15 protein-coding genes and 1 tRNA gene are annotated in these 15,772 nt (G+C 46.8%); 10 read left to right on the top strand and 6 right to left on the bottom strand.

Features of this window, described 5'->3' with window-relative positions; genetic code table 11:
- Positions 1-25 precede the first annotated feature (25 nt).
- Positions 26-2,476, bottom strand: coding sequence for a glycoside hydrolase family 95 protein (locus ACXAG2_RS01595; protein ID WP_474864081.1), 2,451 nt, complete (start codon positions 2,474-2,476; stop codon positions 26-28).
- A 321-nt stretch (positions 2,477-2,797) separates the two neighbouring features.
- Here ACXAG2_RS01595 and ACXAG2_RS01600 point away from each other — a divergent pair, with 321 nt between their 5' ends.
- The gene (locus ACXAG2_RS01600; protein ID WP_474864083.1) at positions 2,798-3,979 is read left to right on the top strand and encodes a helix-turn-helix domain-containing protein; all 1,182 of its coding nucleotides are present in this window, start codon (positions 2,798-2,800) and stop codon (positions 3,977-3,979) included.
- Between the two features lie 25 nt (positions 3,980-4,004).
- Here ACXAG2_RS01600 and ACXAG2_RS01605 read toward each other — a convergent pair whose 3' ends face one another.
- The gene (locus ACXAG2_RS01605) at positions 4,005-5,087 is read right to left on the bottom strand and encodes an SGNH/GDSL hydrolase family protein (RefSeq protein ID WP_474864085.1); all 1,083 of its coding nucleotides are present in this window, start codon (positions 5,085-5,087) and stop codon (positions 4,005-4,007) included.
- A 103-nt stretch (positions 5,088-5,190) separates the two neighbouring features.
- The gene (locus ACXAG2_RS01610) at positions 5,191-5,418 is read right to left on the bottom strand and encodes an efflux RND transporter permease subunit (RefSeq protein ID WP_474864086.1); all 228 of its coding nucleotides are present in this window, start codon (positions 5,416-5,418) and stop codon (positions 5,191-5,193) included.
- Positions 5,419-5,650: 232 nt separating this feature from the next.
- Between ACXAG2_RS01610 and ACXAG2_RS01615 the strand changes: the two genes are divergently transcribed.
- Positions 5,651-5,902, top strand: coding sequence for a type II toxin-antitoxin system ParD family antitoxin (locus tag ACXAG2_RS01615; RefSeq protein WP_474864088.1), 252 nt, complete (start codon positions 5,651-5,653; stop codon positions 5,900-5,902).
- Entirely contained in the window at positions 5,889-6,188 is a 300-nt protein-coding gene (locus tag ACXAG2_RS01620; RefSeq protein ID WP_474864090.1) for a type II toxin-antitoxin system RelE/ParE family toxin, read from the top strand. The genes ACXAG2_RS01615 and ACXAG2_RS01620 overlap by 14 nt, the downstream gene beginning before the upstream one ends.
- A 31-nt stretch (positions 6,189-6,219) precedes the next feature.
- On the opposite strand, the gene ACXAG2_RS01625 is transcribed toward ACXAG2_RS01620, so the two are convergent.
- Positions 6,220-6,296: transfer RNA gene (locus tag ACXAG2_RS01625), tRNA-Val, on the bottom strand.
- Positions 6,297-6,501: 205 nt separating this feature from the next.
- Here ACXAG2_RS01625 and ACXAG2_RS01630 point away from each other — a divergent pair.
- The 6 genes from ACXAG2_RS01630 to ACXAG2_RS01655 all read left to right on the top strand — a co-directional run bounded on the left by ACXAG2_RS01630 (position 6,502) and on the right by ACXAG2_RS01655 (position 12,042).
- Positions 6,502-6,990 carry a MarR family winged helix-turn-helix transcriptional regulator gene (locus ACXAG2_RS01630; protein ID WP_119501653.1) on the top strand — a complete coding sequence of 163 codons (489 nt, stop codon included), beginning with the start codon at positions 6,502-6,504 and terminating at the stop codon, positions 6,988-6,990.
- A gap of 130 nt (positions 6,991-7,120) precedes the next feature.
- A complete protein-coding gene (locus ACXAG2_RS01635) occupies positions 7,121-7,456 on the top strand; it encodes a RidA family protein (RefSeq protein WP_474864092.1) in 336 nt (111 codons plus the stop codon).
- A 111-nt stretch (positions 7,457-7,567) separates the two neighbouring features.
- Positions 7,568-8,020 carry a type III PLP-dependent enzyme domain-containing protein gene (locus ACXAG2_RS01640; protein WP_474864094.1) on the top strand — a complete coding sequence of 151 codons (453 nt, stop codon included), beginning with the start codon at positions 7,568-7,570 and terminating at the stop codon, positions 8,018-8,020.
- Positions 8,021-8,399: 379 nt separating this feature from the next.
- The gene (locus ACXAG2_RS01645) at positions 8,400-10,532 is read left to right on the top strand and encodes a TonB-dependent siderophore receptor (protein ID WP_474864440.1); all 2,133 of its coding nucleotides are present in this window, start codon (positions 8,400-8,402) and stop codon (positions 10,530-10,532) included.
- Between the two features lie 84 nt (positions 10,533-10,616).
- Positions 10,617-11,108, top strand: coding sequence for an Lrp/AsnC family transcriptional regulator (locus ACXAG2_RS01650; RefSeq protein WP_119501657.1), 492 nt, complete (start codon positions 10,617-10,619; stop codon positions 11,106-11,108).
- Between the two features lie 61 nt (positions 11,109-11,169).
- Positions 11,170-12,042, top strand: a complete 873-nt coding sequence (locus ACXAG2_RS01655) for a 2-hydroxyacid dehydrogenase (protein ID WP_474864096.1) — start codon at positions 11,170-11,172, stop codon at positions 12,040-12,042.
- Positions 12,043-12,098: 56 nt separating this feature from the next.
- Here the strand turns inward: ACXAG2_RS01655 and ACXAG2_RS01660 are convergent, their stop codons facing one another.
- Entirely contained in the window at positions 12,099-14,756 is a 2,658-nt protein-coding gene (locus tag ACXAG2_RS01660) for an ATP-binding protein (protein WP_474864098.1), read from the bottom strand.
- A 262-nt stretch (positions 14,757-15,018) separates the two neighbouring features.
- Here ACXAG2_RS01660 and ACXAG2_RS01665 point away from each other — a divergent pair, with 262 nt between their 5' ends.
- Entirely contained in the window at positions 15,019-15,291 is a 273-nt protein-coding gene (locus ACXAG2_RS01665) for a hypothetical protein (protein ID WP_303574057.1), read from the top strand.
- A gap of 45 nt (positions 15,292-15,336) precedes the next feature.
- Here the strand turns inward: ACXAG2_RS01665 and ACXAG2_RS01670 are convergent, their stop codons facing one another.
- A complete protein-coding gene (locus tag ACXAG2_RS01670) occupies positions 15,337-15,702 on the bottom strand; it encodes a cupin domain-containing protein (RefSeq protein ID WP_303574058.1) in 366 nt (121 codons plus the stop codon).
- Positions 15,703-15,772: the final 70 nt, after the last annotated feature.

Genomic DNA, 15,772 nt, shown 5'->3' on the forward strand with positions numbered 1-15,772 from the left:
GTTCAGCTCTTCGTGGCTATTGTTGTTACTCAGCAGCAGAAACGGCATACTCCTGCTGCGCTGAGGTGGTGAAATTAATAACGCCCTGCTCAGGCGACGTAAAAGCAACGTATTCTCCGTTAGCTGTTACTATAATCTTGTGGTCAAAACTGTCACAACGAATGCGGATTTCGCCGTCTGTGAAGGTTTTAATAATCGCTCTATTAAGGCGCCCGTCAGACCATTCCATACTGACTTCATGATTCCCCCGCGCCCTGAGGCCGGTTACTCTGCCCTGCTCCCACGCATCGGGCAGCGCTGGTAGTAAATGCAGTTCCCCCCTGTGACTTTGCAGCAGCATTTCCGCAATACCAGCCGTTGCCCCAAAATTACCGTCGATCTGGAAGGGAGGATGAGAGCTCCACAGGTTGGTTAACGTGCTGTCCCGCAATTGTGCCTGCAATAATTTAAGGGCCCGGTTCCCGTCAGCAAGGCGGGCCCAAAAGTTGATTTTCCAGGCACGGCTCCAGCCTGTGCCGGCATCACCTCTTGCGTTAAGTGATACCGCTGCGGCTTTCGAAAAGGCCGGTGTATCAACCGGTGAGATATGATTGCCCGGATGTAAAGCGAACAGATGGGAGATATGACGGTGGCGGTTTTCCTTATCATCAATATCCTGGCGCCATTCCTGCAAATGACCCCATTTACCAATCCGCAGACCGGGTTCGAGCCTTTCAAGTGCATTCTTTAATGCAGCGGCAAACTCTTCGTCGCCAACCTGTTCTGCAAGTGCTAGCGTGTTTGCAAACAGATCCGTCACGATTTGCTGAGACATAGCCGCACCGGCAGTAAAATCACCATGTTCCGGAGAATAAGAAGGAGAAATCAGTAGCGTTTCTGAATCCGCGCTTTCAACCATGTTGTCCAGCCAGAACTGACTGGTTAATTTGAGAAGCGGCCAGGCCCGTTCTTTCAGGAAGCTTTCATCAGCATTGAATGAGACTTCTTCATAGAAGTGTCTTGCTATCCATGCAGCCGCCTCCGGTTGCCAGAATGCGGTGGGCCAGTCAATCAAACCTGTTGAGCCCCAGGGATTGGTATTCAGAAAGACCACCCAACCTGCTGCACCAAACAATCTACCGGCAGCTTCCCGTCCGGGTATTGTGAGGTTCTCTACAAAATCGAACAGCGGCGGCAGTGTTTCGGGCAGGTTTGTGGTGTGAGCCAGCCAGTAATTCATCTGTAAATTGATATTCAGATGATAGTCAGCACTCCAGGGAGCCTGAATGTCTTTATTCCATATACCCTGCAGGTTCGCCGGCAGCGAGCCCGCTCTGGATGAGGCAATTAAAAGATAGCGACCATAGTGAAAATAGAGACTTTCCAGCGCGCGGTTCTGCGACTCATTTTTAGAAGGATAAGCCTTGAGCGCAGCTTTCAGTTCTCCGGTTTCACCATCGCCAAGATCGAGTTTGACGCGGTTAAACAAAGGCTGATAATCATTTAGGTGACGGGTTAGCAGCTCATCAAAAGTGAAGTTTTGAAGATGAGAAAGTTGCGAAGTGACTTTATCTTTTGCATGTCCCAGCCGGTAATCCGGGTGACGTAATACATAATTGGTGACCGCGGTAAGCACAATGGTCACGACGTCAGCGTTTCTTACGCTGAATTCTGCGTCTGTCACATCTGTGGTGCCACCCTCATGCAAAATACGCATGCCGGATGCAAATTCAAGCCCGTTGTCTGTTAATGCTCCGCTGTAGAGTAACGTATCCTGACCGCGCCTCTCTGCCGACCAGGTTCTGTTTTCAGGAAAGCGTAACTTGCCGGATACGTTCACCGCGCCTATTTCAGATGCCGTCAGCCTGATGACAATGCTGTTGTCGGGATAAGTTACAAAATAATCTCTTTTGTAGTCAATTTTGTCTGCGGAGTAACTCACTGTCGCCACAGCCGTATTTAAATCCAGACTGCGACGGTAATCGTGGATGTCCTGCGTGTTTTCAGGATACGACAGCACCAGATCGGCGAAGCTTTGATAGCTGCCATAGTCCGGCTGTTGATGGCCCAGTTTGCCAGCCACATACTCAGGTGACAGCGAGCCTTTTTGCGCAATCTCTTTGACGACGGCTTCTACCTGCTCAGCATAACCGGATGTATCGTAAGGTAAGCCGGATTGATACGGACCGTTTTTGCCGGGGCCGCCTGTCCAGAGCGTTTTTTCATTAAACTGAATAACATCTTCTGTTACACCACCGGCTATGGTTGCGCCGAGTAAACCATTGCCCAAAGGAAGAGACTCAGACTCCCAATCTTCGCCGGGAGAATTAAAAACAAGAACTGCATGTTGGTTAATAGCGGTTTTATCCGGAGGGCTGACCGGCGAATTCTGCCCGTAGCTTAGCGGGGAACCGGACGCAAAAAAGAAAGCGATGGCAACGGCATTAAGCAGACGACCATTGTTTAGTTTTTCTTTAAAGGCTTTTGCTTTTTTCATTTTATTTGCCAGTAAACTCAAAACATAAAAGTTATCTTTGAACACGTATCGCCTTCATGTTGTTACCACGAGCGGGATACGATGTTTATTTTTTGTTAATGACGATAAAACTAATGAGAATGCGGGTCCGGAGATATCTGAAAACGCAAAAAAGCTAGCAATGTGCAAAAAACAGAAGAAATTGTGGCAGAAAATATAACTATATTTAGCATGTAAGTATTCTTACATGTCGCACCCTTGCGCGCATTGACGAATGATTGTGAGTTTGATTATATAAACCTATCCCTATTTGCAGACTGGCACGTGGTTACAACGGAAAGTATGTTTGGCTACCATAAAAAAGTTATTTATTCGTTAACGGCATACGCTATTTTCGCCGTAATACTGGTAGCCATTGCATATCATCAGTCTTTCCCCGAAGAGTCTCTGCTTCCCCGCGCCGCTGAGGAAAACAAACTGAAATGGAAAAGCCTGACTTACGATGATTCGCAGGAAGGTGGCGCATCCACTATTTCGGTTATCGATGACGGGTTCAGTTACACACTCAGCATGTTACTGAACGAACAGAAAGACTATCCCTTTGCCATGGGCGAAATGCTGTTTCTGAACAGTCAGGGACAGCCTGATCTCGTGGACTTGAGTCCGTTTGATACCTTGTCGTTTATGGCAAAATGTTCACCGGAAAGTACCCTGACCTTCTCTTTATTCACTCTCGATAAAAATGCCAGCAAAATTGATGATGCCAGGTCTGATCGTATTTCCACCCGGTATTTTCACTGTAAAAGTGAGTGGCAGCGTTACGACATAGATATCACCCGGCTGGAAACACCGGAATGGTGGTACAAGTGGTATAATCAGGCGCTCAGTGAGCAGGAATACAGCCTGGCCAGAGTAAAGAAAATTTCATTTGGCAGTTCCATTCAGAGTCCGCTGAATGTGCAGTCCACCATCAGTATCCGCGAAATTGTGTTTAACGGTAAAGACTGGTCTTACTTATATACCTGCACTGCTATATTACTTGCCTCAGGTGCAATGCTGGTCGCATGGCTGTTTAAAGCCCACAGCAAATATCTGATGAAAGAAGTGAAAAATAAACTTCAGAAGGACCGGCCGTTAATTGACTGCGAACACCTTTCACTGGAAAGCCACAGAGACAAAGATAAAACGGCCATTTTGAAATTCCTTGCCAAAGAGTACGCAAATCCCGGGCTAAATCTGGAGTTTATTGTCCGGGCGTTAGGCATTAACCGGAATAAAATTAACGACATTCTGAAAAGTGAGTGCGGATACACGTTTTCAACCTATTTAAACAAGTTGCGGCTGAACGAAGCGGCACGCCTGCTGACGGAAAACAAGGACGCCAACGTTTCTGAAATCGCATACTCGGTAGGGTATAAAAACGTTCCCTATTTCAATAAGCTTTTCAAAAACGAATACGGATGCAGCCCCGGCATGTTCCAACATGGAAGTGACCATTTCCACGCCAAAACGGCATCCGGATAACCGGGTTCACATAATCGTAAATACGCTACCAGTTCATTATTTCTTTCAAATAACCCGTCAGCTTCGCGGCATTTTCTCTGTGCTGTTCCACACGAGGATGAGCACCGTAACCGGTAAAATCAAAGACCAGCGTATGAACTCTTTGCCCGTCTCCTTGTGAATCAGGTGACGCCTTAATTGCATCAACAGCACTGGCAATGTAATCCGGCCACACGCTGGTTTTTGTTGCATCCATACTGCCGATAGCACACACAAACTCAGCATCAGGATGATGCTTCATCAACGTGCGGATGAATTCTTCATAGGATTTTTTGATCTCCTCAGGCCCGGCGTTTAAACGCTTTTCGTTTTCAATCAGCCAACGATCATTTTGGCCAAGATTGACCACCACCACATCAGGCTGCCAGTCATCAAAATGCCATGAAGAATTGTTGTTACTTTCCGCTGTAAGCTGGTCATAATATTCCGGCATCGTAAAATCAAACCAGCTGACCATAAAGCCAATACCGCTTTTCGCAATTGAATGGAATTCCGCATTGAGATGCCGGGCCGTGATAGCCGCATAGGAAAGATAGTGATTTTTTTCAGAAGGCTTATTATCCGGGTCATTATGGGCAGCTTCATTGCCCATGCCGACGGTAATCGAATCGCCATAAAACAGGATGCGTCTTGAAGGCGGCACCGGTTTTGCCAGCAGCTTCCCCCCGTCTGCCAGTGTCACGCCCTGAAAATAGGTTCCGCCTTCTTCACCTTCAGTACGTTTAAACAGTGTCACTTGCGTTGTATTGTTGCGTACCCTATGACTCAGATCGTACTGATGCAGTCCCTGTTTCGTATGAATGACATAGGGTGAAATGTCCTGACCATTAAAAATGACGTTGTAATAATTCCTGCCGGTTTGATCGTCTAACGCCAGGACCAATTTTTTGCCGGAGAAAGAAAAGGTAACACTGTTACCCGGCCAGCTTAAAAAGGCTCCCTGCTCTGTATAAGCCACTCTGCCAGAGTAAATAAACCCATCATTTGCAGAAGTGACGAAACGATCAGCGAAAGCCCGTATAGGGTTAAACAGTATGAAAAAAAGAAACAGAAGGTGTGAGTAACGCATTGTTGTAAGTCATTCCCTTAGCGTCTGAGTAATCCGAAATACTATCGTTACCCGCATCGACTTACCATACACAACCACTCACATCCCGTTTTAGTTTCTTATTTTAATCCTGCTGCCCGTTTACCACGCGAACCACGTCACCATTTTCAATGCCATCAGGCGGCAAGCCCCGCCACTGCCAGGCAACCGCAATCACCGGAATATCCACATTCGGGAAAATATCCGTCGGCGTCCGCATGGCCGACAACGGCCCTGTAATAAGAATAAGTAACGCCAGCACCACGAAGGTGTAGGGTTTACTCAGTGCAATTCTAACCAGTGCAAGCATCATATCCAGCCACTTAATGTGAATAATGACACTTTATCAGTGTGCACAATTCATGATTAGTGGGGCAAATCTGCATGTACTTATGAAGGTAATTAATGAATGGCTAGCTTTACGGAAACCGTACCGGGGCCCGGTTGGTGTATTCCCTGATTCATATAGCATTAACCTGTTGTTCGCGATCAAACATTCATTTATATTCATATTGAATATAAATGAATACATAACGGGAATTCTGATGGCAAATACAAGTTTAACGTTGGGAAAACATTGGGAATTATTCATTAAGGAAGAAGTAAAAAGTGGCAGATATGCGTCAGCCAGTGAGGTTGTCAGAGATGCTTTGCGTACATTGGAAGCGAAAAAAAATTATCAGCAGACCATTCGGGAGCATCTCATTGAAGCTGAAAAAAGCGGTTTCAGTGAATTGGATCGCGATAGTCTCCTCAAAGAGATAAAACAAACATTACGACGGAATGACAAATTATAAGATTTCAAATAAAGCAGAAAAGGATATCCGGGGGATATATTTATACGGATTTCAGCGATTTGGTGAAGCCAGAGCCGATGCTTACTACAAAGCCTTGTTTGAACGCATAGAGCAAATTGCAACACATCCCTACCGGTATCCGAAGGCGACGGATATAAGGCAAGGCTATCGCAAGTCGGTTATTGCTAATGAAACCATCTATTACCGCATTGCCGGAAAAGATACAGTTGAAATTATGGCGGTGCTGAGGCGACAAAATGTCCGGGATAATCTGGATGGACAGTAGAATTTGAATTTAAAGTTGGTGCCCGGATATTTGGTGCGTCTACCCTGACTCGAACAGGGGACCTCTACCATGTCAAGGTAGCGCTCTAACCAACTGAGCTATAGACGCATTTGAAGACGTTCCGCGATTGCTTGGAACGGCGCGTATAATAGCGATGCAGTCTGGCTGGCGCAAGTAGTTTTTTAAAGAAAAGCGCGGTCGCCGGTATTATGAGCGGTTGTTGTTCAATCTCTACGCACTTATACTCTGCCCTGCAATCTTGTGCTAGTGTTTCCCCTTGATTCTTTTCATTTTTCAGCAACGTTACACACCTATGAATTCAGATATTATTGACAGCCTGCTTGCGGACTGGGCGAAACAAAAGCCGGACATGGCGGGAACAGGAATGGCAGCCAGTGCGCGCATCATTCACCTTGGCAACCGTTTTGAACAGAACGTAAACCAGTTCCTGAAAACACATGGCATCAATTATACCGACTTCGACATTCTCGCTACATTACGTCGCAAAGGCAGCCCTTTTCAGTTATCACCCGGAGAACTGCAAAAATCCGTTATTTTAACCTCAGGCGCAATGACGGCCTGTCTGAAGCGGCTGGAAAATAAAGGGCTGGTGAAACGCACAGTGTCAGACGGCGATCGCAGAGGTGTTAAGGTCACGCTGACAACAAAAGGTAATACACTGATTGAAGAGTCCATTGCCGGCCGGTTTGCGCTGGCAGATAAATCGGTCTGTGCACTGGATGAATCAGAACTGTCCACGTTAATTACCCTGCTCAGAAAAATATCCCTCAGTTCCGGTTAAGGTCTTCCCGCAGCACACTGTGCTGAATCGCTGATACAAATTGCGCACTTTTATCTTCACATAAAGATAAACAACTCGAATCACTTTTAATTTGTGCTTATGATAGAAAAAAAGACAGAGGTTAAAGTGAATGAGTATCGTAACTGAAAACGCACCATCTCCCGGCGGGCATTATGTACAGGCTTTCAGGTCCGGCAATATGCTGTTTATTTCCGGACAGCTCTCCTTTCCGCCAGCAGGTCCTGCGGCCATCGCACAGGACTTTAAAAGTCAGGCCATTCAGGCTTTCCGGAATGTTGAAGCTATTTTAAAAGAAGCCGCATTACCTCTCTCCTCACTGGTTCAACTGAGAGCATATATAACAGGCGTAGAAAACTGGCCTGTATTCGACGAAGTCTGTGAAGCCGTGCTGGGAGCGCATAAGTGTGCCCGTGCGCCGGAACTGCATTATGGCTGCCAGCTGTAAATAGAAGCGGTAGCCGGGGCCGCTGCTATTCTCAATGAGGCCGGCTATCCCTGCGAAATTGTCAGTGCCGGTTCCACACCAACCGCCCATTTTGCCCGTGACCTGACCGGCGTGACAGAAATCCGCGCCGGCGTATTTGCGTTTTTTGATCTGGTCATGGCGGGGATCGGCGTATGCCAGCCTGAAGATATTGCTCTGTCTGTGCTGACAACGGTTATCGGGCACCAAAAAGAAAAGAATTGGATTCTGGTAGACGCAGGCTGGATGGCTATGTCCCGCGATAAAGGCACATCAAAACAAAAAGAGGATCAGGGATACGGCGTAGTATGCGATATCCACGGCCATATTTGTGAAGACTTTCTGATGGTCGATGCCAACCAGGAACACGGTATACTGTCCCTTAGCAGCAGCAAAGGCAGCCTGCCGGATTTACCGGTAGGCATCAGACTGAGAATCTTACCCAATCACGCCTGCGCCACAGCAGCGCAGCACCCTCACTATGAAGTCACAGAAGGTGAAAATTTAGCGGTAATTCATCGGTGGCAACGTTTTTATGGCTGGTAGTAAATGCATCGTATAATTTCCGGATACCAGTGACGCCTCTTTTCAGTGAAAATGGTGCTGAATCAGTAAAAATGATGTCATTAACCTTCTGTGTTAATGACAGTTTTCAGATTGATTTTTGAAACTGGTCGTAGATAACCATCACCTCATCGCACAAATTATCTGCAAAGCTGCAAAAGCATAAAATGCCGCAACCTGTTTAGTGTTGATATTTTTAGCTGTTTTAGACGCTTTTTTCGACGCATTTCCAGCGACTACCTTCCCGTATACTGATTGTGGAAGGTGAATCCGGGTGACAACCAGACTGCATAAGCAGCGTAAAAACATAACACCGGAATCCTTTTGCCGTTGAATATAAATACATGGAGAACAACGCGTGATGAAGAAACCCGGAATTTTTATGGTGTCTGTGCTGACAGCCTCTGTCAGCATGGCACTGACGGCAAGTGTTAATGCCCAGGAAAAAAATGCATCAGCAGATGATGTTGAAAAAATTGAGGTTGTCACCCAGCGTCAGCCTTATCGTGGCGACGTTCCGTTAAAATCATTACCCCAGAATGTGGATATCGTATCCGGCGCGCTGTTAGAAGATACCGGAATTAATGATCTGCAAAATGCACTGGACTTTACCAGTGGTATCGCCCGCCAGAACAGTTTTGGTGGCTTGTGGGACAGCTTTGCCATACGCGGGTTTGCCGGCGATGAAAACTTACCTTCAGGCTATATCGTTAACGGCTTCAGTGCAGGCCGTGGTTACAGCGGTCGCCGTGACACCTCTAATATTCAGTCAATTGAAATACTAAAAGGCCCGGGGTCAGCCCTCTATGGCCGCAGTGAGCCCGGCGGTACGATTAATATCATTACCAAAAAGCCTCAGTTCGACGAAGAAGGTTATATTCAGGCGACCTTGGGATCCTACGATCTTTACCGGATTGAAGGTGATTATACGAATGCCATTAACAAAGACGCCGCTTTTCGTGTAAATGGCGCTTATGAGGACGCCGGCAGCTTCCGTGATACAGTAGAAAGCAAGAAGCTCGCCTTAACCCCCTCTGTAACCTATAACTTTGACAGCGATACCAGTGTTACCTACGAACTGGAACTGTTGGATCAGGAAGCACCGTTTGACCGCGGTATTCCGGTTCTTAACTACGAATTTGGTGCTGTACCCATAGAAAACTTTTATGGAGAACCAAACGACGGTCCCATGCAAATTGAGGCACTGGGCCATCAGTTAACAATTCAAAACCGCATTAACAGCGACTGGAATTTACTGGTTGGTCTGAATTACCGTGAGTCTACCTTCGAAGGCTATTCCACAGATATCGAGCTTTCTGCCGGTCGTCAATTGTTGTACACAGACGGTGAAACGGTTTCCCGTCAGCGACGATACCGTAATTATGAAGCGGACGATCTCTCCGGTCGTTTTGAGTTCAGCGGCACCGTAGAAGCCGCAGGCCTGACCCACCACATTCTCTTTGGTGCTGATGCCTACGACTACCAGTTAGATCAAATCCAGCAGCGCTGGAGAACGGCCTGGGGCGCAGGCGACACTACCTACTCTGTGGATTTGCAAAATCCTGTTTATGGACAGGAATTGCCGGAAACATCTCCTATGTGGGACAACCGCGAAGAACAGAGCGCATACGGGGTTTACTTTCAGGATCAGATTGACTTAACAGAAAGCTGGAAGCTTCTAGGCGGCATACGTTTTGACGATTTCGAGCAAACCTTTTACACATACCTGACTGACACAGTTGCAGAGCAATCGCAAACGGCCCTCAGCCCACGTGCAGGTCTGGTGTATGAAATGTCACCTCTTTATACTTTTTATGCCAGTTACTCTGAAGGGTTCAGACCAAACTCAGGTGCAGACATTAACGGTATGGCTTTCGAGCCGGAAGAAAGTAAATCTTATGAAACGGGCATGAAGTTCAACAACGCTGATGAAAGTATCAGTGGTACAGTTGCCATTTTCCGTGCAGAAAAAACCAATGTACTCACAGCGGACCCTGTGAACTCAGGCTATTCAGCCGCACTTGGTGCAGCGGAAAGTCAGGGTGTTGAAATCGACATTAATGCTTTTATAGGCGCTGATACTACGCTGACGCTTGCTTACGCATACGTAGATGCAGAAACGTCGAATGATATTATCAACTTTGACTGGGGCGTTGAAATTCCCGCAGGCAGTCAGTTAATTAATATCCCTAAAAATAAAGCCAACCTCACTGCCATGCACTTTTTAAATGTGGCCGGACACGACGCTAAAATAGGCGCCAGTGTTACTTATGTCAGTGACAGATTAGGTGAGACTATCGATCCGGATTATGTGCTGCCCGCCTATACCACGGTGAAGCTGTTCGGCAGCATAAACTTCTCTGAGCAGCTGTCGGTTAACGCCGATATTGATAACCTGTTCGATAAGGAATACTACGCCAGTTCCTACTCCGCACTGTGGACCCAGCCGGGACCTCCCCGTACGGCGAGGATCAGTGTGAAATACGCGTTTTAATTAGCAGATTCTGCTGGTAAGCGTTGCTTTACGTTACTTAATACAGGTAACGTAAAGCCAGTTAAGTAGTAAACGGAGTATTTTATGGCGGGTACAAAGCTGGATCGTATCGACATCAACATTCTGGCCGAATTGCAAAAAAACGGCCGTATTACCAACACAGATCTTGCTGATGCTGTAGCATTGTCTCCCAGCCCCTGTCTGGCGAGGGTCAAGCGACTTGAGAAAGCCGGTTACATCACCAGTTACAATGCAAAAATCGCCCTGCACAAGTTAGGCGAAACGGCGACGGTCTTTACCGAAGTAACTCTGGCAGATCACCACATGGAAGATTTTGCCAAGTTCGAACGGAATATCCGCACCATCGACGAGGTGATTGAATGCCACCTGATCAGTGGCGGCTACGATTATCTGCTTAAGTTTGTGACCCGGGGTATTTCTCACTACCAGTCACTGATGGAAGAAATTCTGGAAGCCGATTTCGGGATATCCAAATATTTTAGTTACATCGTGCTGAAATCCCCCATCGAAAAATTGCATTATCCTTTGTCTACTTTATTTAAACCGGAAAAATAACGTGCCGCTGACGCTACTTTATAAAGGACCCGCCGCCCGCGGAGAATGCTGGCAAGCAGCAATGGCTGACGCGTTACCGGAAGTAAACTGGTTGACTTGGCCGGATGTGCCCGATGATAGCGCCGTGGACGGCATTGTCACCTGGACGCTGCCGGAAAATGCGTTGTCGCGGTTTACAAATTTGAAAGCGATTTTCTCCGTTGGTGCCGGGGTAGACCAGTTCTCTCCGGCATCACTTTCTTCTGATATAAAGCTGGTAAGAATGGTCGATCCGGCCATTGCTCAGCAAATGAAAACTTATGTTGCCTCTGCCGTGTTAATGCTGCACAGGCAACATATGGACTATGCACAGGCGCAACAACGAACAACCTGGTCTCCCCTGCCTGTGGCCCTGCCACATGAATGCACAGTGGGTATTCTGGGCCTGGGAAATCTGGGCAATGAAGTCGCCACCATGCTTTCCGGACTGGGCTTTACGGTAAGAGGCTGGAGCAAAAGCGCTAAAAACTTACCGGGGATCACGACATTTCACGGTGAAGAAAGTCTTCCTGCGTTCCTTTCCGGATGTCATGTGCTGGTTTGTTTACTGCCACTCACAGAGCAGACACGGGGCATTCTGAATCATGACACGTTGTCGGCACTACCGGCCGGCGCGTCATTGATCAACACCGGTCGGGGTGGCCATCTGGTTGAAAAGGATTTGCTGGCCTTACTGGAAAGCGGGCATTTGAATTACGCCGTTCTGGATGTATTTGAAAAAGAGCCGCTACCGGAATCCCACCCGTTCTGGGCGCATCCAAAAATTCATATTACCCCCCACATCGCTTCATCGACCCGCAATGACACTGCTGCTTTGCAGCTTGTTGATAACATAAAACGCTGGCTTAATGATGAACCTATGGAAGGGGAAGTGGATTGCAGGCAAGGCTATTAGCCCTGCCTGCATGTAATAATTTGAAAAGAGTCCCCTCTTCAAACTAAGCGGAAAATTCAGGATTCCACGGCAGTTTTAATTACATCTTTGGTAAGGGGTTTAACCAGGTGTTTTTCAAAACCGGCGTTTTTGGAGTCTTCCAGATAGCGGTCTGATCCCCACCCACTTTGAGAATAAAACTTAACCTGATACGCCTCCGGCTGAATCTTCAGCACCTTACATAATTCATAGCCGTCAATGCCGGGCATGCCGATATCTAAAAACACACAGTTGGGCCTGAAAACCCTGAATGTTTCCAGCGCTTTAGTCGGGTCTGACACGCCTTTGGTTTTGTATCCCATGGACTCGGCCAGCATGCAATAGGTATCAACAAGGTCTGCATTATCGTCGACAAACATTACCCTGGTTTCTAACGTGACCTCATCTTCGTCAGAACCCACGGTGGTTTCATCATAGGCAATACGCGAAATTGGAAGACGGATAAAGAAGGTGCTCCCCTTGCCCGTGCCTTCACTTTCTACGCGGATATCGCCATGGTGCAGAGCCACAAGCTTGCTCACCAGAGTCAGACCGATCCCCAGCCCGCCCTTAGTATGGGTAGAATGGGCTTCAATTTGCGTGAACATATTAAACACATCTCCCAGCCGTTCCTGAGGGATCCCCATGCCATTATCGGCAATTTCCACTACAACCAGTGAGCCTTCTCCCCGCACCAGGATGCGAATATGTCCGCCATCTTCTGTATATTTGGCAGCATTATGAATGATATTGGAGAATATCTGGCTGAGCCTTGCTTTATCGCCGTAAACAGTAACATGCTCATTCGGGTATTCCACATCAATATGATGATTTTTAGCAGCAAGATGTTCGTTGACCATTTCCAGTGACTGGGAAATCACTTCATGAATAAGTAGTTTTTCGAACTCCAGTTTTACTTTCCCCTGCGTGATCCGCGACACATCCATGAGGTCGTTGACCAATTTGGACATGTAGTTTGCCTGACGACTTATAATGGCTGTCACACGCTTTCTGGTGGCTTCGTCGTCTACGGATTCCAGGATACTGGCACCGGACGTAATCGGCCCTAACGGATTGCGCAATTCATGGGCCAGCGTAGCGAGGAATTCGTTGCGGTAGCGATCCTGTTTTTCGAGCTCCTGAATACTGATATGCATTTTTTCCTGCACATCCAGTGCGTACACCAGGAACATACGATTCAGCCGGTTTGCTGTTTCAATATCGGCTTTGTCGAAGGCATGTGAATACCCGTTAATACGACGTTCGTTCACGGCAAAAGAGGTTCTGGGTTTTAACCGCTCCTCTTTAGGTGCATCTTCGTCTTTTTCATTTTCAACACCAACCCAACGCTGAATACGCGTCGTTTCCTTCCGGAACCATGCCGTAAAGTAGCGTTTCTTTTCGAACAACGGGATAATCATGATCCCGGCGATCCCATGCTCCCGGGCTTCCGGCCACTCTTCATAGAGATGGTCATTGGTATAGGGAAAGCCGTAACTGTGACTAACCTTAGTAAAAATAGATTTAACCAGTTCAATGGGCAAAACGTTACCTAAAGAGATGGTTTCGTACTGAGAGAAATACAGAAAGCCATCTGAATTTAACGCATCGAGAAACGCTTTCTCACCACTTTTCACGACTCTGCCAATAGGGTTTGACGGGCCGATTTTATCCAGCATCAAATCAACGGCTTTATCCGTTTCTTCTTTTTTAATACGGGCAATTTCTTCTTCCTTCGCCCGCAAATGCCAGCTGAACAACTGACTTAAGTTCTCACATTGCAGGCGCACATCCTGAGGAATATAGCAGGGTTCACGGTGATGGCAGGATATCAGTCCGTACAGTTCGCCTTCGGTTACCAGTGAGACGGAAAAAGATGCCCGAAGGCCCTGATTGCGAATGTACTGCAAATGAATTGGAGAAAAACGACGCAGCAGAGAGCGGGTTAAATCCAGCGGTTCACGGCCGGTTTCTAAACGCGACGGGATGAGTTCAGAGGCAGGTAATTCTGTATCCGGTGTCAGACGAACCCAATTAGTTTTATAGAGCTCCCTCGCCTGTTTGGGAATATCAGTAGCCGGAAAATAGAGGTCCTGATATGAAGACATATCTTCCGCTTTTGCTTCTGCGATTACCTTACCGGAAAAATCGTCATTAAACTTATACAGTACTACTCTGTCCATGTTGGTGAGGTAGCGGATAGTTGATACCATTTCCGCCGCCATTTCATTTAACGTGGACATTTCTTTAAAACGGGGAGCCACAGACATGGAATACAGTTTAATAAACTGCTCTGCACTGTACGTATCACGGAATTCAGTAGCCGGTTCCAGTTCAACCACATAGTGATCGCCACTGTTATAAACTACCGCAAGATATTCGGCTTCGGCCCCTTCACAAAGCAACTTTTCATTTAACCGTATCTTAATAGGCAGCCTGATATTGCTTTTTGAGACACGCTCAAAGGTATCCGTCAGGAATGATTTACTGTCAGTTTCCGGCGAGAGCAAAGCCAGAAAGGCTTTACCGGTAATGGAGTCAATGAACAGATTATTTATATTCTCACTGACTATCGTTACATCTAACGTCTCTTTTCCGAACGCGATGAGAAAGCCGTAACTCTGAATAGTTTCAGGGATATGAATGGGTTCATCTTCACAACGTTGAAATGAAAATGACGAATTTTGTGTTTGCATCGATACCCCTCTGCAAAGAGATTTTATTAGACAAAAGTCTAAAATGGGGAATCACGCTAACACACCGACACTCAAATAGATAAGAAAAAGGGAAATTAAGGCCGCCAATCAGCCTGGTGACTTGTTTGAACGCTCAACAACCAAAAAACGTATAGTGCGCTAAAACGTTGCTTCGCAAGGCATACCTCTTCGTCTGAAAGTATAGTGGCGCACAGACAAACTTGCTGCCAGAATCAAATGACGGCAATACAGAGGTTGTTCTATGGGAAGTTATACTGTTGAGAGAAATAAGCAGATGTCAGTTCTGGACGGGATCTCTTTTTTCTGCAAAAAGAAACTACTGCATATTAAAGAGTTTAACAGCAACCTGAAAACCGGTCACATCAAGGCCACGCTTTCCGATTCAGGCACCATTGAGTTTTTATCGTTAAACGCCAACCTGCTGAAGGTATCATTACACTCCAGTGCTAATGCTGAAAATTTCTTGCTGAAATTTGAAGGTAACGGCTGGACGTTTGAAAGAGAGCAGGCTTAAGTCCCCGATAAAGGGACTTTAAAGTAAAGTGCAGGCGCTTACGTTTTATTGCTCGTCGTTATATACACACACATACACTTTTTTATAAGTTTCTATAGTCCGCCACGTCCCCCGGTAACCGTCTTCCATGAAGAATGTATCTCCGGCACTGTATCGCTTCGGCTCACAACCGTCTTCAGTGAGTTCGATTTCACCTTCAATCATGTAGCAAAACTCTAACATGCCATTTTTTGCCGAACGGTTAACACCGGGTTCGCCGGACATCACACCAATTTTGACTTTTTTAGAGGCTGACAAGTAAGGCGCCCACAATTGCAAAAGCGGATTACCTTCCAAAAGGATGTCAGGATTCACAAAACGCTCTTCCGGTTTTTCTGCAGGGGACTGCTCAACGGTATTCAGTAAAGTCATAATGATTCCATGTAAATTATTGGCAGAAATTCTATCCCGGCTCCTCCCGCAGATTAGGCTCTTCCCTTCC

It is taken from the genome of Alteromonas sp. ABH4_456 (assembly GCF_056160645.1).